Origin of the sequence: Pseudomonas sp. S06B 330, from assembly GCF_002845275.2 — a bacterium.
GTDB lineage: Bacteria > Pseudomonadota > Gammaproteobacteria > Pseudomonadales > Pseudomonadaceae > Aquipseudomonas.
Window position 1 is genome coordinate 1,202,844 of the sequence record NZ_CP088149.1, and the last position, 17,652, is coordinate 1,220,495.

The 17,652-nt window shown below is 60.3% G+C and carries 14 protein-coding genes; 10 read left to right on the forward strand and 4 right to left on the reverse strand.

The genetic code is table 11. The annotated features are described in order from the left end of the window. Nucleotides 1–527 precede the first annotated feature (527 nt). The 9 genes from pcaR (at nt 528) to pcaC (ending at nt 10,052) form a co-directional block, all read left to right on the forward strand. On the forward strand, nt 528–1,403 hold the full coding sequence (pcaR, locus tag CX511_RS05685) for a pca regulon transcriptional regulator PcaR (protein WP_177327792.1): 876 nt from the start codon (nt 528–530) through the stop codon (nt 1,401–1,403). Between the two features lie 168 nt (nt 1,404–1,571). Next, on the forward strand, nt 1,572–2,921 hold the full coding sequence (gene pcaK, locus CX511_RS05690) for a 4-hydroxybenzoate transporter PcaK (protein WP_045185498.1): 1,350 nt from the start codon (nt 1,572–1,574) through the stop codon (nt 2,919–2,921). A gap of 294 nt (nt 2,922–3,215) precedes the next feature. After that, complete coding sequence (locus CX511_RS05695; protein WP_045185501.1) at nt 3,216–4,076, forward strand: CoA transferase subunit A; 861 nt, start codon at nt 3,216–3,218, stop codon at nt 4,074–4,076. Beyond that, nucleotides 4,073–4,852 carry a CoA-transferase subunit beta gene (locus tag CX511_RS05700; protein WP_045185504.1) on the forward strand — a complete coding sequence of 260 codons (780 nt, stop codon included), beginning with the start codon at nt 4,073–4,075 and terminating at the stop codon, nt 4,850–4,852. The genes CX511_RS05695 and CX511_RS05700 overlap by 4 nt, the downstream gene beginning before the upstream one ends. Further along, nucleotides 4,849–6,054, forward strand: coding sequence for a 3-oxoadipyl-CoA thiolase (gene pcaF / locus CX511_RS05705; RefSeq protein ID WP_177409705.1), 1,206 nt, complete (start codon nt 4,849–4,851; stop codon nt 6,052–6,054). Before CX511_RS05700 ends, pcaF begins: the two co-directional genes overlap by 4 nt. A 119-nt stretch (nt 6,055–6,173) precedes the next feature. Continuing rightward, nucleotides 6,174–7,463 (forward strand): MFS family transporter, encoded by a 1,290-nt coding sequence (locus CX511_RS05710; RefSeq protein ID WP_045185510.1) that lies wholly within the window; start codon nt 6,174–6,176, stop codon nt 7,461–7,463. 19 nt (nt 7,464–7,482) lie between these two features. After that, on the forward strand, nt 7,483–8,847 hold the full coding sequence (locus tag CX511_RS05715) for a 3-carboxy-cis,cis-muconate cycloisomerase (RefSeq protein WP_101293732.1): 1,365 nt from the start codon (nt 7,483–7,485) through the stop codon (nt 8,845–8,847). Between the two features lie 10 nt (nt 8,848–8,857). Then, complete coding sequence (gene pcaD, locus CX511_RS05720) at nt 8,858–9,649, forward strand: 3-oxoadipate enol-lactonase (protein ID WP_045185516.1); 792 nt, start codon at nt 8,858–8,860, stop codon at nt 9,647–9,649. A gap of 10 nt (nt 9,650–9,659) precedes the next feature. Then, nucleotides 9,660–10,052, forward strand: coding sequence for a 4-carboxymuconolactone decarboxylase (pcaC, locus tag CX511_RS05725; RefSeq protein ID WP_101293731.1), 393 nt, complete (start codon nt 9,660–9,662; stop codon nt 10,050–10,052). Between the two features lie 68 nt (nt 10,053–10,120). On the opposite strand, the gene CX511_RS05730 is transcribed toward pcaC, so the two are convergent. Next, nucleotides 10,121–10,645 carry an Mpo1 family 2-hydroxy fatty acid dioxygenase gene (locus CX511_RS05730; protein ID WP_045185521.1) on the reverse strand — a complete coding sequence of 175 codons (525 nt, stop codon included), beginning with the start codon at nt 10,643–10,645 and terminating at the stop codon, nt 10,121–10,123. 91 nt (nt 10,646–10,736) lie between these two features. Between CX511_RS05730 and CX511_RS05735 the strand changes: the two genes are divergently transcribed. Continuing rightward, complete coding sequence (locus CX511_RS05735) at nt 10,737–11,435, forward strand: Crp/Fnr family transcriptional regulator (RefSeq protein ID WP_101293730.1); 699 nt, start codon at nt 10,737–10,739, stop codon at nt 11,433–11,435. Here the strand turns inward: CX511_RS05735 and CX511_RS05740 are convergent. The 3 genes from CX511_RS05740 to CX511_RS05750 all read right to left on the reverse strand — a co-directional run bounded on the left by CX511_RS05740 (nt 11,432) and on the right by CX511_RS05750 (nt 17,649). Then, nucleotides 11,432–12,679: an OprD family porin gene (locus CX511_RS05740; RefSeq protein WP_045185525.1), complete on the reverse strand. Its 1,248-nt coding sequence runs from the start codon at nt 12,677–12,679 to the stop codon at nt 11,432–11,434. The genes CX511_RS05735 and CX511_RS05740 overlap by 4 nt on opposite strands. A gap of 363 nt (nt 12,680–13,042) precedes the next feature. Beyond that, on the reverse strand, nt 13,043–14,497 hold the full coding sequence (locus CX511_RS05745; RefSeq protein WP_045185527.1) for an AdeC/AdeK/OprM family multidrug efflux complex outer membrane factor: 1,455 nt from the start codon (nt 14,495–14,497) through the stop codon (nt 13,043–13,045). Then, complete coding sequence (locus CX511_RS05750) at nt 14,494–17,649, reverse strand: efflux RND transporter permease subunit (RefSeq protein WP_045185529.1); 3,156 nt, start codon at nt 17,647–17,649, stop codon at nt 14,494–14,496. The genes CX511_RS05745 and CX511_RS05750 overlap by 4 nt, the downstream gene beginning before the upstream one ends. Nucleotides 17,650–17,652 lie beyond the last annotated feature (3 nt).

Sequence of the window (17,652 nt, forward strand, 5' to 3'; positions counted from 1 at the left end):
GTGAGCGCAACGTTCACGTGGCTACGCTGCCAGAGCGCAGTTACTGTCGCAGCAACAGTAGGTTGTAAATAGGCAAGTCGATACCAATAACAGCGGGTTACGCGCCTGGTACTTGCTTCAGTTACCCGTTCCTGACGACGCTAGGCAAGTGTCGATTGGATCCGACGAAGGCCTGCCAAGAGTGCGGGGACGGAACTTGATTATAGCAAGCAAGTTGCAACAGCGTATCCACTCTGTTGTTTCAGTAGTGACAACAAAGGCACGATTTTGTTACGGCGTTGAAATGTACACATGGAAAAGTGCGTCAGATTGACTGCGGGAGTTAGCAATACACGAGGAAGGAAAAAACGGCCTCGCTTCATGGGCAAGGCCGTGCCTGGGACTTCTACGGTGGGTACCTGACCAGTCTCTCCAAGAAGCCACATAGCGGCAGTAGAAAGGTATAAGCAATTGAGGGTAGCGGTCAATTGCGATTATCGGTCGTTGGTTCGATAATCGCCCCAGTGACCGTGAAGTCGAGGTGGACCATGACAGAAGAAACATCGCCCAAAGGGCCCGGACTGAACGATCAGGTGCGCAGCTCGTTTGCGTCGCTGGCGCCGCCCATCGTTGCTTCACCGGCCAGGCGTATCCAGGCCTTCACCGGTGATCCTGACTTCATGACCTCGCTGGCCCGTGGCCTGGCAGTGGTACAGGCATTTCAGGAGCGCAAGCGGCACCTGACCATTGCGCAAATCAGCCACCGCACGGAAATTCCTCGGGCGGCGGTGCGTCGCTGCCTGCATACCTTGATCAAGCTCGGATATGCCACTACCGACGGGCGGACCTATTCGTTATTACCCAAGGTACTGACGCTGGGCCATGCCTATTTGTCTTCGACGCCACTGGCAGTGTCGGCGCAGCCGTACCTGGACCGTATGAGCGATCAGTTGCATGAGGCCTGCAACATGGCCACCCTGGAAGGCGACGACATTCTTTATATCGCGCGCTCAGCCACGGTACAGCGGCTGATTTCGGTGGACCTTTCTGTCGGAGGTCGGCTGCCCGCCTATTGCACGTCAATGGGGCGAATCCTGCTGGCGGCGCTGGACGATGCAACCCTGCACGAGTACCTGGAGCATGCTGACCTGCAGGCCAAGACCAGCCGTACTATTCATGATCCGGTAGCACTGCTTGAGTGCCTGCAACAGGTTCGCCAACAGGGGTGGTGTGTGGTTGACCAGGAACTGGAGCAGGGCCTGCGTTCGATTGCCGTACCGGTCTACGATGCCTCCGGTCAGGTACTGGCGGCGCTGAATGTCAGTACCCATGCCGGGCGAGTAAGCCGTACCGAACTTGAACAACGTTTTTTGCCCATTATGCTGGCAGCCAGTCGTGACCTGAGCACCCAGCTTTTTGCCTGATCCGCACTTTCCCGTTCGATAAACGCACACAGATGCGTTTATCGAATTGCGCCGTTTCTGACGTCTCATTAATGTCCAGCGCACCGGTCAGCCTGTCCTACCGATTCTGATCGTCTGTGCCGTCACGCGCGCACCCGCACAGCCGCGCGCTCCTACTGGATAAAAATAATGAACAGTCCCCAAGCTGCTGCTGTTGGAAACTGCCTTGATGTGCAGTCCTTCATCAATACTCAACCGCTATCGCGCTACCAATGGCGAGTGGTGATCCTGTGTTTTCTGATTGTTTTCCTTGATGGCCTGGACACCGCAGCCATGGGCTTTATTGCCCCGGCGCTGTCTCAGGACTGGGGGATCGACCGCGCTAGTCTGGGCCCGGTGATGAGTGCGGCGCTGATAGGTATGGTTTTCGGCGCGCTGGGCTCAGGGCCGTTGGCTGACCGCTTTGGCCGCAAGGTGGTGTTGGTGGGCGCGGTGGTGGTGTTTGGTGCATTCAGCCTGGCCTCGGCCTACAGCAACAACGTCGACCAGTTGCTGGTACTGCGCTTTCTGACCGGTCTGGGCCTGGGCGCCGGTATGCCCAATGCCACCACGCTGCTCTCTGAGTACACCCCTGAGCGGCACAAGTCACTGCTGGTCACCAGCATGTTCTGCGGTTTCAACCTGGGCATGGCCGGAGGCGGTTTTATCTCCGCCAAGCTGATCCCGGCGTTCGGCTGGCACAGCCTGCTGCTGATCGGCGGTGTATTGCCGCTGATTCTGGCTGTGGTGCTGCTGGTGTGGTTGCCGGAATCGGCCCGTTACCTGGTGGTACGCAATCGCGGTACCGACAAGATCCGCAAGACGCTGGCCCCCATCGACCCGGCGTTAGTCGGGCAGGCGGCAAGCTTCAGTGTGCCGGAGCAGAAAACCGTCAAGGCCCGCAATGTGTTTGCGGTGATCTTCTCCGGCACCTACAGCGTCGGTACATTGCTGTTGTGGCTGACCTATTTTATGGGCCTGGTCATTGTCTACCTGCTGACCAGTTGGTTGCCGACCCTGATGCGTGACAGCGGTGCGAGCATGGAGCAGGCGGCGTTCATCGGTGCCTTGTTCCAGTTCGGTGGCGTGCTCAGTGCCGTGGCCGTGGGGTGGGCGATGGACCGTTACAACCCGCACAAGGTGATTGGCACGTTCTATCTGCTGGCCGGGGTGTTTGCCTACGCAGTAGGACAGAGCCTGGGCAATATCACCTTACTGGCAACCCTGGTGCTGATTGCTGGCATGTGCGTGAACGGCGCGCAATCGGCCATGCCGTCACTGGCTGCACGCTTCTACCCGACTCAGGGGCGGGCCACCGGCGTCTCGTGGATGCTCGGTATCGGCCGTTTCGGCGCCATCCTCGGGGCCTGGATGGGCGCTACTTTGCTGGGGCTGGGTTGGAACTTCGAGCAGGTGCTGACCGCGCTGGTGATCCCGGCCGGCCTGGCCACGGTAGCAGTGGTCATCAAGGGCATGGTCAGCCACGCCGATGCGACCTGACGGGGCATTTCCTTGCCTGATTATTTGTGGGTGCTGGCCTTGCCAGCGATGCAGACACCGCGCAATAGCTGACATCGCGCCGACCTCATCGCTAGCAAGGCTGGCTCCCCCAATAAAGCAGCATGCCCGCTCCTACAGCTAATACATAGCAGGACAACAATCGGTTCGATAATCGAACGGTTAGTCGATTATCGGATTGTACCGCTCCAAACCCCGTCTTAATCTGAACCCATACCGGCGCCACCCCAGGCGCCTTGCACACCGACCTCGACTCAGCATATCCAGGAGTCTGCAATGGCTGAAATACTCTCGCTCCACGACGCCGTGAAGCAGTTCGTCCACGACGGTGACAGCGTCGCCCTCGAAGGTTTCACGCACCTGATTCCAACTGCCGCCGGGCATGAAATCATTCGTCAGGGCAAGAAAGAGCTGACCCTGGTCCGTATGACGCCAGACTTGATCTACGATCAGCTGATCGGTGCCGGGTGTGCCCGCAAACTGATTTTTTCCTGGGGCGGAAACCCTGGTGTAGGTTCGCTGCACCGTTTGCGCGATGCCGTGGAAAAGCAGTGGCCGCAGCCGATGGACATCGAAGAACACAGCCACGCTGACTTGGCCAACGCTTATGTCGCTGGTGCCTCGGGCCTGCCGTTCGCGGTGCTTCGCGCTTACGCCGGTTCGGACCTGCCCAAGGTCAATCCACTGATCAAGAGCGTTACCTGTCCGTTCACCGGTGAAGTCCTCGCCGCCGTGCCTTCGGTGCGTCCGGATGTGACCGTGATCCACGCGCAAAAGGCTGACCGCAAGGGCAACGTACTGCTTTGGGGCATTCTCGGCGTGCAGAAAGAAGCAGCTTTGGCGGCCAAGCGCTGCATTGTCACTGTCGAGGAAATTGTCGACGACCTCAACGCACCGATGAACGCCTGCGTGCTGCCGACCTGGGCTTTGTCGGCAGTGTGCCTGGTACCGGGCGGCGCACACCCGTCCTACGCCCATGGTTACTACGAGCGTGACAACCGCTTCTACCAGGCCTGGGACCCGATTTCCCGCAGTCGCGAAGCGTTCAGCGCGTGGATCGACGAATACATTCGCGGCACCGCCGACTTCACTGAATTCAAGGCAAAACTGGCCAGCGCTTCGGAGGCTGCACAATGAGCTACTCCACCAATGAAATGATGACCGTCGCCGCCGCCCGTCGTCTGCGTAATGGTGCCGTGTGCTTCGTCGGTATCGGCCTGCCTTCCAAGGCCGCCAACCTGGCGCGCCTGACCTCCTCGCCAGACGTGGTGTTGATCTATGAGTCCGGCCCGATCGGCGCCAAGCCGAGCGTGCTGCCATTGTCGATCGGTGACGGCGAGCTGGCTGAAACCGCTGACACCGTGGTCCCCACCGGCGAGATTTTCCGCTACTGGCTGCAGGGTGGTCGTATTGATGTGGGCTTCCTCGGTGCCGCCCAGGTTGACCGTTTCGGCAACATCAACACCACCGTGGTTGGCGACTATCATCAACCGAAAGTGCGCCTGCCAGGCGCCGGTGGCGCACCGGAAATTGCCGGTTCTGCCAAGCAGGTGCTGATTATCCTCAAGCAATCCAACCGTGCCTTTGTCGATAAACTCGACTTCATCACCTCGGTCGGCCACGGCGAAGGCGGTGACTCGCGTAAACGCCTGGGCCTGCCTGGCGAAGGGCCGGTCGGTATCATCACCGACCTGTGCATCATGGAGCCTGAAGCTGGCACCCATGAGTTCGTCGTTACTTCGATCCACCCAGGTGTGACCCGCGAGCAGATCATTGCCGCCACCGGTTGGGCAATTCGTTTTGCCGATGACGTGCAAACCACCGTCGAGCCAAGCGACGTCGAACTGACCGCCTTGCGTGATCTGGAAGCACGTACGGCTGCTGCCCACGGCCAAGCGCCAGGAGAAGCGTGATGCGTGACGTCTTTATCTGCGATGCCATTCGCACCCCCATCGGCCGCTTCGGCGGCGCCTTGGCCGGCGTGCGCGCCGATGATCTGGCCGCAGTGCCGATCAAGGCGTTGATCGAGCGCAACCCACAGGTGCAATGGGACCTGCTGGACGAAGTATTTCTTGGTTGCGCCAACCAGGCCGGCGAAGACAACCGTAACGTTGCGCGCATGGCACTGCTGCTGGCAGGCCTGCCGGACAGCGTGCCGGGTGTCACTCTCAACCGTCTCTGCGCCTCGGGCATGGACGCGGTCGGTACGGCGTTCCGCGCCATTGCCAGCGGCGAGATGGAGTTGGCGGTTGCCGGCGGCGTCGAGTCGATGTCGCGTGCTCCCTTTGTTATGGGCAAAGCTGACAACGCCTATTCGCGCAACATGAAGCTCGAAGACACCACCATCGGCTGGCGCTTCATCAACCCGTTGATGAAGGCCCAGTACGGTGTCGATGCAATGCCGCAAACGGCCGACAATGTCGCCGACGACTATCAGGTCTCACGCGCTGATCAAGACGCCTTCGCGCTGCGCAGTCAGCAACGCACCGCCGCGGCTCAGGCGGCAGGCTTCTTCGCCGAAGAGATCGTGCCAGTGCGTATCGTCCACAAAAAAGGCGAAACCATCGTCGAGCAGGATGAGCACCCACGGGCCGACACCACCCTCGAAGCCCTGACTCGTCTGAAACCGGTCAACGGCCCGGACAAGACGGTCACCGCCGGTAATGCCTCGGGCGTCAACGATGGTGCTGCGGCGTTGATCCTGGCCTCAGCTGAGGCGGTGAAAAAACACGGCCTGACCCCACGCGCCCGCGTTCTCGGCATGGCCAGCGCCGGTGTGGCGCCACGGGTGATGGGCATTGGTCCGGTACCGGCGGTGCGCAAATTGACCGAGCGCCTGGGTGTGGCGGTCAGCGATTTTGATGTCATCGAACTCAACGAAGCGTTCGCCAGCCAAGGCCTGGCCGTGCTGCGAGAACTGGGTCTGGCCGATGATGCGCCGCAGGTCAATCCCAATGGTGGCGCCATTGCCCTCGGTCATCCACTGGGCATGAGTGGTGCGCGCCTGATCCTTACGGCCTTGCATCAGCTGGAAAAGTCCGGCGGTCGCAAGGGCCTGGCGACCATGTGCGTTGGGGTAGGGCAGGGCCTGGCCCTGGCTATCGAGCGAGTGTAAATCAATGACCCTGGTCAGGCGGCCCCCACGCAGGGCCGTGTGATCAGGGTGATTGTTTGTGGAACGAGAGTGTTACTGGTTGTGTCTAGACTCCAGTAACCCTCCAAGAGTGAACAGTCATGACTTCAGCTTATTACACCGGTGAGGAACGCAGTAAGCGCATCTTCGCCATCGTCGGTGCTTCCTCGGGCAACCTGGTGGAGTGGTTCGACTTCTACGTCTACGCCTTCTGTGCCATCTACTTTGCCCCGGCCTTTTTCCCTTCTGACGATCCGACGGTGCAACTGCTCAATACCGCCGGGGTGTTTGCTGCCGGCTTTCTGATGCGACCCATTGGTGGCTGGCTGTTTGGCCGGGTCGCTGATCGTCATGGTCGCAAGAATTCGATGATGATCTCGGTGCTGATGATGTGCGCCGGGTCCCTGGTTATTGCCTGTTTGCCGACGTACGCCTCGATTGGCGCCTGGGCCCCAGCGTTGTTGTTGCTCGCGCGCTTATTTCAGGGTCTGTCAGTGGGCGGCGAATATGGCACCACCGCAACTTACATGAGTGAAGTAGCCCTGCGCGGCCAACGTGGCTTCTTTGCCTCGTTCCAGTATGTGACCCTGATCGGCGGCCAGTTATTGGCCGTGCTGGTGGTGGTGATTCTCCAGCAACTGCTCAGCGAGGACGAACTGCGTGCCTGGGGCTGGCGGATTCCGTTTGTAGTGGGGGCTGTTGCGGCGGTTATTTCCCTGTTCCTGCGCCGTTCGCTGGAAGAGACGAGCAGCGCCGAAACCCGTAACGACAAAGAGGCCGGGAGTATTTCCGGGCTGTTCCGTCACCACTCGGCAGCGTTCATTACCGTGCTCGGCTACACCGCCGGCGGCTCGCTGATTTTCTACACCTTCACCACCTACATGCAGAAGTACCTGGTCAATACCGCTGGCATGAGCGCCAAGACCGCCAGCTTCATCATGACCGGCGTATTGTTCCTGTATATGTGCATGCAGCCGTTGTTCGGCATGCTCTCCGACCGTATTGGCCGACGCAATTCGATGCTGCTGTTCGGCGCCCTGGGCACCGTGTTCACGGTACCGATCCTGCTGGCATTGAAAACCGTCACCAGCCCGTTTCTGGCCTTCGTGCTGATTACCTTCGCGCTGTGTATCGTCAGTTTCTATACCTCTATCAGCGGCCTGGTCAAAGCCGAGATGTTTCCGCCGCAGGTTCGCGCGCTGGGTGTGGGGCTGGCCTATGCAGTGGCCAACGCGATGTTTGGGGGTTCGGCTGAATATGTCGCCTTGGGCTTGAAGTCCATGGGCATGGAGAACACCTTTTACTGGTACGTTACCGCGATGATGGCGATTGCTTTCCTGTTCAGCCTGCGTCTGCCGAAACAGGCAGCGTACCTGCACCACGATCATTGACCTGTTGAAGGATTTGCAGATGAACCCGCGACCGGGCAATCAGTTGTTCGATGCCTACTTCACCGCAGCAGCCATGCGCGAAGTGTTTTCCGACCGTGGCCGGGTGCAGGGTATGCTCGATTTCGAGGCTGCCCTGGCGCGCGCCGAAGCGTCCGTGGGGTTGATTCCCCAGGTCGCGGTGGCTCCCATCGAGACCGCCTGCCAGGCGGAGCGCTACGATTTTGCGGCGCTGGCAGAAGCCATCGGCAGTGCCGGCAATTCGGCTATCCCGCTGGTCAAGGCCTTGGGCAAGGTGATCGCCAGTGGCGTACCCGAAGCCGAGCGTTATGTGCATCTTGGCGCCACCAGCCAGGACGCAATGGACACCGGTCTGGTCCTGCAACTGCGGGCCGCGCTGAACCTGATCGAAACCGACCTGCACCACCTGTCGGATGCTCTGGCCCGTCAGGCCCAAGCCCATGCCGATACACCATTGGCCGGACGCACCTGGCTGCAGCATGCCACGCCAGTGACCCTGGGCATGAAGATTGCTGGCTGGCTCGGCGCATTGACCCGTCATCGTCAGCGTCTGCAGGAGCTCAAGCCGCGCTTGCTAACCTTGCAGTTCGGCGGTGCATCCGGGACCCTGGCGGCGCTCGGCGATAAAGCGCTGCCGGTGGCGGAGGCCCTGGCCAAACAACTGAACCTGCAACTGCCGGAGCAGCCTTGGCACACCCAGCGCGACCGTTTGGTGGAGTTCGCTTCGGTACTCGGTCTGATTGCCGGCAGCCTGGGCAAGTTGGGTCGTGACATCAGTTTGTTGATGCAGACTGAAGCGGCGGAAGTGTTCGAGCCTTCGGCGCCGGGCAAAGGCGGTTCCTCGACCATGCCGCACAAGCGTAATCCGGTGGGCGCCGCAGTACTCATCAGTGCGGCAACGCGGGTGCCGGGCCTGGTCTCGACCCTGTTGAGCGCCATGCCGCAAGAACACGAACGTAGCCTGGGGCTGTGGCATGCCGAGTGGGAGACCCTGCCGGAGATCTGCTGTCTGGTATCCGGTGCCTTGCGTCAGGCGCAGATCATTGCTGATGGCTTGCAGGTCGACGCTGCGCGCATGCGCCAGAACCTCGACCTGACCCAGGGCCTCGTACTGGCCGAAGCGGTGAGCATTGTCCTTGCCCAGCGCCTGGGCCGCGACGCTGCCCATCATCTGCTGGAAACCTGCTGCAAGCGTGCAGTCGCTGAACAACGTCACCTGCGCGCGGTGCTTGGCGACGATCCACTGGTCAGCGCCGAACTCTCGGCAGACGAACTCGATCGTCTGCTTGACCCAGCCCACTACCTTGGCCAGGCCTGCGTCTGGGTCGAGCGGGCGTTGGCTGAACATCACCGTTTCAATGCCTGAGGAGGCTGCAGTGGCACAGGTACAACTCGCCGATGGCGTAATCAACTATCAACTCGACGGCCCTGAAGGCGCGCCGGTATTGGTGTTGTCCAACTCGCTGGGCACTGATCTGCACATGTGGGACACCCAGGTCCCGGCATTTGCCGCGCATTTTCGCGTGCTGCGCTACGACACCCGTGGCCATGGCCGCTCGCTGGTCACCGCAGGTCCTTACAGCATCGAACAGTTAGGCCAGGATGTGTTGGCACTGCTTGATGCCTTGAAGATCGAGCGCGCGCATTTCTGTGGCCTGTCCATGGGCGGTCTGATCGGCCAGTGGCTGGGGATCAATGCTGGCGCGCGCCTGAACCGTTTGATCGTCTGCAACACCGCAGCCAAGATTGGCTCGCCGGACACCTGGAATCCACGTATTGAAATGGTCTTGCGTGATGGCCAGGCGGCGATGGTTGGCCTGCGCGATGCTTCGATCGAACGCTGGTTCACCTCGGGCTATGCGTCGAGTAATCCTGACCAGGCCAAGCGCATCACCGACATGCTCGCCGCCACCTCGCCAGAAGGCTATGCGGCCAACTGCGGCGCAGTACGTGATGCCGATTTCCGTGGACAACTGGGCGAGATCAAAGCGCCCCTCTTGGTCATCTCCGGTAGCCACGATGCGGTAACGCCGCCTGCGGGTGGGCTGTTCATTCAGGAAAACGTGGCGGGCGCCGAATACGCCGAGTTCCATGCCGCGCACCTGTCCAATGTCGAAGTCGGCGAGCCGTTCAGCCGTCGGGTGATCGATTTCCTGCTGGCCCGATGAGGAGCATTTCGTGGACGAAAAACAACGGTACGAAGAAGGCATGAAGGTACGTCGTGCAGTGCTTGGCGATGTTCATGTCGACCGCAGCCTGAACAACCTGACCGCGTTCAACAGCGAGTTTCAGGAGATGATCACCCGCCATGCCTGGGGTGATATCTGGACCCGTCCAGGCCTGCCGCGCCATACCCGCAGCCTGATCACCATCGCCATGCTGATCGGCATGAACCGTAACGAAGAACTCAAGTTGCACTTGCGCGCCGCCGCCAGCAATGGCGTGACCCGCGAAGAGATCAAGGAAGTGCTGATGCAGAGCGCGATCTATTGCGGCATTCCGGCGGCCAATGCCACCTTCCACCTGGCCGAGTCGGTGTGGGATGAGTTGGGGGTTGAGTCGCGCGTTTGACCTTTAGCACCCCTGCGCCGGCAATGCCGGCGCAGGCTACAGCTAGCAGAGACTGTGAAAGCGTGGATTCACACCCGCGCTTTCTTCTGCCGAACAGCCACAGGCCCGACATTGCGCTCAATGGCCTGTTTCAACGCCGGGCGCATCCCCAGCAGAAACCCCAGTTCCGCCACCACAAACAATGGTCCGATGATCAACCCGCTCAGATCATCGACAAAGGCAGGTTTGCGTCCTTCATAGTGGTGCCCGACAAACTGTATCGCCCAGCCAAGCACAAACAGCCCCAAGCCCGCGCTCAACCAGACCAGGGTGCTTTGCAGCGCCAGCACTTGTCCGGCCCAGAGGCACAGCCCCAGCAGCAGGGCCATGATCAGGCCAAATTGCTGATCCAGACACAGGTAGAACCACCCGGTCACCAGCGCAACCAGCAACGCCGGCGACAACCAGATTCCACTCAGCTCCAAGCCTGGGCGTGACAGCAGCACAGTGACCGCCAGCACGATCATGGGAATGCCGACGAAGTGGGTGGCGATATTGCGCGGGTCACGGTGATAGGCCGCATATTGACTGAGGTGTTCGACCAGGTTTTTCATTATTGTTCCTCCTGTAGGGTGGCGCTGAGCATGCCCTGCAGACATTCTGGCTGTCTGTCGGCTAGCCGACAGAGTTGATCGTTGAGGCAATATGACTACTGATCCCGCCTGGCGGACCTCCTTGCTCCAGGGGCACTGGTTCAAGCACCTGCCCCTTTTGCTTCAGGATAGTCTGTTGGAATTGGCCCGCCCGCGTGAACTGGCAGCCGGGCAGTACCTGTTCCAGCGGGGCGATGCACCTTGTGGCTTGTATGCGGTGCTGACGGGCAGCATGCGCGTCGGTGCAATTAGCAGCGAAGGCAAGGAGGCGTTGCTGACGCTGATCGAGGCGCCGCAGTGGTTCGGTGAGATCAGTCTGTTCGATGGCCAGCCGCGCACCCACGATGCCCTGGCAGAGGGTGCGACTCGCCTACTGTGGATACCTCAGGCAGCGCTAATGGCATGCTTGGCGCAGCAGCCCGCGTACTGGCGCGACTTCGCCTTGCTGATGAGCCAGAAATTGCGCCTGGTGTTTATCGCGCTGGAGCAGCAGAGCTTATTGACCGCAGGTCCGCGGGTGGCTCATCGACTCCTGCAGGTCGCCGCCGGTTATGGTGAGATGGAGGGCAGTCGGCGTTTATTGCAACTGTCCCAGGAGCAGCTGGCGTTGATGCTGTCGCTATCGCGCCAGACGACCAATCAAGTTCTCAAATCGCTGCAACAGGAAGGGGCGTTACGTTTGGGGTATGGCGAGATCGAGATTCTCGACCTCGCCCGTCTGCAAGCACTGGCTTGCCCGGTCAATGTCTAGAGAATGCTGATCGGGTAGCTGACGATCAGACGGTTCTCGTCAAAGGCATTACTGCTGAAGTCACGACGCATGGTCGAGTTGCGCCATTTGAATGACAGGTTTTTCAGCGTGCCCGACTGGATCACGTAGGCCAGCTCAGATTCACGCGCCCACTCCTTGCCGTCGCTGACGGTTGCCGTCTGGACGTCGTCACCGCTGATATAGCGGTTCATCAGGGTCAAGCCGGGGATACCGACGCCGGCAAAGTTGAAGTCATGGCGCAGTTGCCAGGAGCGCTCTTTGGCGTTGTCGAAACTGGAGTTGTAGCTGTCGTTGGCCAGGGTGCCGCCACTAGTGCCATTGACCCGCATCCAGGCATCGTCGCCACTGACCTTTTGCAGGCCGACATAAAAGGTATTACTGCCGTACTTGGCTGAGAGCAGTGCCGAGGCCGTGCGGTTGTCCAGCTCACCGGCGCGTTCGGCACCGTCTTCCTTGCCGAAGAAGTAACCGAGGTTAGCGCCTAACGTCCAGTCACCCAACGGCTGGCTGTGCACCAAGTTGATGAACTGCTGACTGTAGATGTCCTTGAGTTCAGCATTCCATAGGCCAATGAGGGTGCGCTTGTCGTTGAACGTATATTCACCACCGGCAAAGTTGAAGCGGTCGGAGGTGAACGCCGCTCTGCCGTTCATCGACATATCTTCCATGCTCGCGTCGTTGCGCGGACTGTTGGCGCGAAACTGGCCGGCGTATAGGGTCAGACCTTCGATTTCCTGGGAAGTGACCTGTCCACCGCGAAAGGTCTGTGGCAGAGAGCGGCCATCATCCGAGCGCAGGATCGGCAGCACTGGCATCCACTCACCCACCTTGAGTTCAGTGTTGGACACCTTGGCCTTGAGCGCCACACCCAGGCGGCCGAAATCGTCGGCAGGGCGGCCATCGTCATGCACCGGCAACAGTTGGGTATTTGCAGTACCCCTACCGCCATCGAGCTTGACCGAGTACAGGCCGAGTACATCAACGCCGAAGCCGACGATGCCTTGGGTGAAACCGGAGCGGGCGTCGAGGATGAAGCTCTGGGTCCATTCCTCAGCCTTGCCTTGGGGGTTGGCCGGGTCGACGAAATTGCGGTTGATGTAGAAGTTGCGCAGGTTGAGATTGACCTTGGCATCTTCGACAAAGCCACCATCAGCGGCCAGGACGGGGAGGGTGCAAGTCATGGCCAACAAGCCGGGAAGCAGGTGTCGTGCGGGTGTGCTCATTGTCTGTGTCTCTTGTTTTTATTCAAGCCGAAGCCATCCGCTGCGACGTGTAAAAGGCGCAGGCCGGGCAACAGTCTTTGGGGAATACGTTGGAAACGCTGCGAAGCGATGGTGCGGCGGGGGGAGGGTGTGAATCAATTCGTTACAGCGGGTATTGGGCGATAACCGAACACTAACTGAATAGTTAGTTTTGGTTTAGAACCTCGGTGTCCCTATCGCCGGCAAGGCCGGCTCCCACCATAGATCTGTGCAACTGCGCACCTCTGGGAGCCGGTCTTGCCGGCGATGGCAGCGCTAAGGTGTTAAGTCGAGCAGCATAAAAAAGCCCACCGCAAGGGTGGGCTTGTGAACCACAAACCAGCTTCAGCCTTTCGGCGTTTCAGCCGCAGCCTGCTGCTGCGCCTGATCGGTCTGCTCGTACCAACCGCCACCGAGGGCCTTGTACAGGTTGACCTCGCTGACCAACTGCGACAGGCGGTCGCTGATCAACGACTGCTGGGTGTTGAACAGCTGACGCTGAGCGTCGAGGAAGGTCAGGTTACTGTCGACACCAATGCGGTAGCGACGCTCGGCCAGGCGGTAGTAGTCCTGGTTGGCGGCGACCAGATCGCGCTGGGCTTGCAACTGATCGTTGAAGGTCTTGCGTGCGGCGAGGCCATCGGAGACTTCCTGGAAGGCGGTCTGAATGGTTTTCTCGTACTTCGCGACGTTGATGTCCTTCTGGATCTTCGAGTAATCGAGGCTGGCACGCAGGGCACCGGCGTTGAAGATCGGCAGGTTGATCTGCGGCTGGAACAGCCAGGTACCCGAACCACCGTTGAACAGCCCGCTCATGTCCGGGCTCAGGGTCCCGGCATTGGCGGTCAGGCTGATGCTCGGGAAGAACGCTGCGCGGGCCGCGCCAATGTTGGCATTGGCGGCCTTGAGCAGGTGCTCGGCTTCCTGAATGTCCGGACGGCGCTGCAGCAGGTCGGACGGCAGGCCAGCAGGCACTTCGGCCAACAGGTCGCTGTCCAGGCTCTGCGCCGCAGGCAGGTTGGCCGGCACACCGGTGCCGAGCAGCACAGCCAGGCTGTTCAGGTCTTGGGCTACCAGGCGCTGATACTGTGCCAACTTGACCCGAGCGCCTTCAACTGACGTGCGCGCCTGGCTCAGGTCCAGGGCCGAAGCGACACCCACTTCATTGCTGCGCAAGGTCAGCGCATAGCTTTGCTCGTAGGTCTTGAGGGTCTCTTCGGTCAGCTTGAGCAGGGCCTGGTCGGCCTGCCAAGTGAAGTAGGCGTTGGCAACGCTAGCGACCAGAGCGATCTGGGTCGAGCGTCGGGCCTGTTCACTGGACAGGTAGATTTCCAGTTGCTGTTCGGTGAGGCTGCGAACCCGACCGAACAGGTCGAGTTCATAGTTGCTCACGCCGAGGGTCGCCGAGTACGAACTGGTGATCCCCGACTCGCCGGTCTGCGACATGTCGGCAGGCATCCGTTGACGGCTGCCGCTGCCATTGGCGCTGACCGCCGGGAACAGGTCAGCCCGCTGAATGCGGTACTGCGCCCGGTAGGCATCGATGTTCAACGCCGCGACCTTGAGGTCACGGTTGTTGACCAGCGAGGTCTGGATCAGTTGCTGCAGCGCCGGGTCATGGAAAAACTGACGCCAGCCTTGCTCGGCGGCAGCCACATCCGCCGACTCGGTCGGCGAATAGGCAGGGCCTTGCGGCCACTGCGCGGCCACCGGCGATTCCGGGGTCTGGTAGTCAGGGATCAGCGAGCAGCCGCCAAGAATGAAAGCGGTTACCGCCAGGGACAACAGGGACTTACTCATTGCCCGCCCTCTAAGCGTGGAGTTTCAGGTGTGGCGTCTTCTTCTTCAGTCTTCTTGCTGGTGAACATAGACGACACGGTTACGAAGAACAGCGGTACCCAGAAGATCGCCAGTACGGTGGCCGTCAGCATGCCGCCGATTACCCCGGTACCGATCGCGTGCTGGCTACCCGAGCCTGCACCGGTGGAGATAGCCAACGGTACCACGCCGAGAATGAACGCCAGCGAGGTCATGATGATCGGGCGCAGACGCATCCGGCAGGCTTCGATCGCGGCATCAGCGAGGCTGCGGCCCTGCTCGTGCAGTTCCTTGGCAAATTCGACGATCAGGATCGCGTTCTTCGCCGCCAGACCAATGGTGGTCAACAGACCCACCTGGAAGTACACGTCGTTGGACAGACCGCGCAGGCTGGTGGCCAGCAGCGCACCAATAATCCCCAATGGCACCACGAGCATGACCGCGATCGGAATCGACCAGCTTTCATACAGGGCGGCCAGACAGAGGAATACCATCAGCAGCGATAGGGCATACAATGCTGGTGCCTGGGAGCCCGACAGGCGCTCCTCGTACGACAGGCCGGTCCAGGAGTAGCCGATACCTTTAGGCAGTTGTGCGGCAATGCGCTCGACTTCGAGCATGGCTTCACCGGTACTGTAGCCAGGGGCTGGCGCACCGAGGATTTCCATCGCCTCAACACCGTTGTAACGGGCAAGCTTCGGTGCCCCGTAGATCCATTCGCCTGTAGCGAAGGAGGAGAACGGTACCATCTCACCGGCGGCGTTGCGCACGTACCACTTCTGCAGGTCTTCCGGGCTCATGCGCGAGGCCGACTCACCCTGGATGTACACCTTCTTGACGCGACCGCGGTCGATGAAGTCGTTGACGTAGCTGGCACCCAAGGCAATCGACAGGGTGTTGTTGATGTCAGCGATGGTCACGCCCAAGGCACTGGCGCGCTCGTCGTCGACGGTCAGTTGGTACTGCGGTTCATCGTTCAGACCGTTCGGGCGCACTGCCGAGAGAATCTTGCTCTGGGCGGCCATGCCGAGGAACTGGTTACGCGCTTCCATCAGCTTTTCGTGACCGACACCGGCACGGTCTTGCAGGAACACGTCGAAACCGGTGGCGTTACCCAACTCCAGTACCGCAGGCGGGGCAAAGGCGAACACCATCGCATCACGGAAGCTGAAGAAGTGCTGCTGGGCACGTGCCGCCAGGTTGAACACGTTGTTTTCGGCGGAACGTTCTTCCCATGGCTTGAGCATGATGAAGGCCATACCCGAGCTCTGACCGCGACCGGCGAAGTTGAAGCCGTTTACGGTGAACACCGAGGCAACGGTATCGGCTTCCTTGTCCAGCAGGTAGCTGCGCATCTCATCGATCACCACCTGGGTCCGTTCGGCACTGGAGCCGGCCGGGGTTTGTACCTGGGCAAACAGTACGCCCTGGTCTTCCTCGGGGAGGAAGGCGGTGGGGATGCGGGTGAACAGCCAGATCATGCCGACCATGATCAACAGGTAGGCCAGCATGTACGGGGCTTTGTTGCGCAGGATGTTGCCCACGCCACGCTCGTAGCTCTGTACGCTGCGGTCGAAGTTGCGGTTGAACCAGCCGAAGAACCCGCGTTTGGCAACGTGATGCTCACCTTTGGCAATCGGCTTGAGCATGGTTGCACACAAGGCCGGGGTGAAGATCAAGGCAACCAGTACCGACAGCGCCATGGCCGAAACGATGGTGATCGAGAACTGCTTGTAGATCACCCCGGTGGAACCACTGAAGAACGCCATTGGCAGCAGTACCGCCGAGAGCACCATGGCAATACCGACCAGGGCACCCTGGATCTGGCTCATGGACTTCTTGGTGGCTTCCTTCGGTGATAGCCCTTCTTCGGCCATTACCCGCTCAACGTTCTCCACCACGACGATGGCGTCGTCCACCAGCAAGCCGATGGCAAGCACCATACCGAACATGGTCAGGGTGTTGATGCTGAAGTCTGCGGCGGCAAGGATGCCGAAGGTGCCGAGCAGTACCACCGGTACCGTCATCGTGGTGATGATGGTGGCGCGGAAGTTTTGCAGGAACAGGTACATCACCAGGAACACCAGCACGATCGCTTCGATCAGGGTGTGGATTACCCCGCTGATCGATTCGGTCACCACTGGGGTGGTGTCATACGGGAATACCGCCTTCATACCTTCTGGGAAGAACGGTTCCAGATCGGCGACGGTTTTGCGCAAGGCTTTGGCCGTGTCCAGGGCGTTGGCCCCGGTTGCCAGCTTGACCGCCAGACCGGAAGCCGGCTTGCCGTTGAACTGGGCGCTGACCGCATAGTTTTCACCGCCAAGGCCGACGGTAGCAACATCACTCAGGCGTACCTGCGAGCCGTCACGGTTGACCTTGAGCAGGATCTTTTCAAACTGCTCGGCGGTTTGCAGACGGGTCTTGCCGATAATGGTGGCGTTGAGCTGGGTGCCTGGCAGGGCGGGCAGGCCGCCGAGCTGACCGGAGGACACCTGGACGTTCTGCGCCGCGACCGCGGTGCGCACGTCGACTGGGGTCAACTGGTACTTGTTCAGCTTGGCCGGATCCAGCCAGATACGCATGGCGTACTGGGCACCGAAGACCTGGAAGTCACCGACACCGGCGGTCCGCGAGATCGGGTCCTGCATGTTGGACACGATGTAGTTGGCCAAGTCGTCCTTGGTCATGCTGCCATCTTCCGAGACCAGACCGATTACCAACAGGAAGTTCTTCACCGCCTTGGTAACACGGATACCCTGCTGCTGCACTTCTTGCGGCAGCAACGGGGTCGCCAGGTTCAGCTTGTTCTGCACTTGAACCTGGGCAGTGTCGGAGTTGGTCCCCTGCTCGAAGGTCGCGGTGATGGTCATGGTGCCGTCGGAGTTACTTTCCGACGAGACATAACGCAGGTTGTCGATACCGTTGAGCTGCTGCTCGATCACCTGTACCACGGTGTCCTGCACGGTTTGCGCCGAGGCGCCCGGGTAGGTCACGGAGATTGCCACGGCCGGTGGCGCGATGCTCGGGTACTGGTTGATTGGCAACTTGAGGATCGACAAGGCGCCGACCAACATGATCACCAAGGCGATCACCCAAGCAAAGATCGGGCGATCGATAAAGAATCTCGACATGGT

Excerpts from the sequence above, each read along its gene's own strand:
- pcaR (WP_177327792.1), top strand. The coding sequence starts at position 528 with ATGACAGAAGAAACATCGCCCAAAGGGCCCGGACTGAACGATCAGGTG.
- pcaK (WP_045185498.1), top strand. The coding sequence starts at position 1,572 with ATGAACAGTCCCCAAGCTGCTGCTGTTGGAAACTGCCTTGATGTGCAG.
- CX511_RS05695 (WP_045185501.1), top strand. The coding sequence starts at position 3,216 with ATGGCTGAAATACTCTCGCTCCACGACGCCGTGAAGCAGTTCGTCCAC.
- CX511_RS05700 (WP_045185504.1), top strand. The coding sequence starts at position 4,073 with ATGAGCTACTCCACCAATGAAATGATGACCGTCGCCGCCGCCCGTCGT.
- CX511_RS05710 (WP_045185510.1), top strand. The coding sequence starts at position 6,174 with ATGACTTCAGCTTATTACACCGGTGAGGAACGCAGTAAGCGCATCTTC.
- CX511_RS05715 (WP_101293732.1), top strand. The coding sequence starts at position 7,483 with ATGAACCCGCGACCGGGCAATCAGTTGTTCGATGCCTACTTCACCGCA.
- CX511_RS05730 (WP_045185521.1), bottom strand. The coding sequence starts at position 10,645 with ATGAAAAACCTGGTCGAACACCTCAGTCAATATGCGGCCTATCACCGT.
- CX511_RS05735 (WP_101293730.1), top strand. The coding sequence starts at position 10,737 with ATGACTACTGATCCCGCCTGGCGGACCTCCTTGCTCCAGGGGCACTGG.
- CX511_RS05740 (WP_045185525.1), bottom strand. The coding sequence starts at position 12,679 with ATGAGCACACCCGCACGACACCTGCTTCCCGGCTTGTTGGCCATGACT.
- CX511_RS05745 (WP_045185527.1), bottom strand. The coding sequence starts at position 14,497 with ATGAGTAAGTCCCTGTTGTCCCTGGCGGTAACCGCTTTCATTCTTGGC.
- CX511_RS05750 (WP_045185529.1), bottom strand. The coding sequence starts at position 17,649 with ATGTCGAGATTCTTTATCGATCGCCCGATCTTTGCTTGGGTGATCGCC.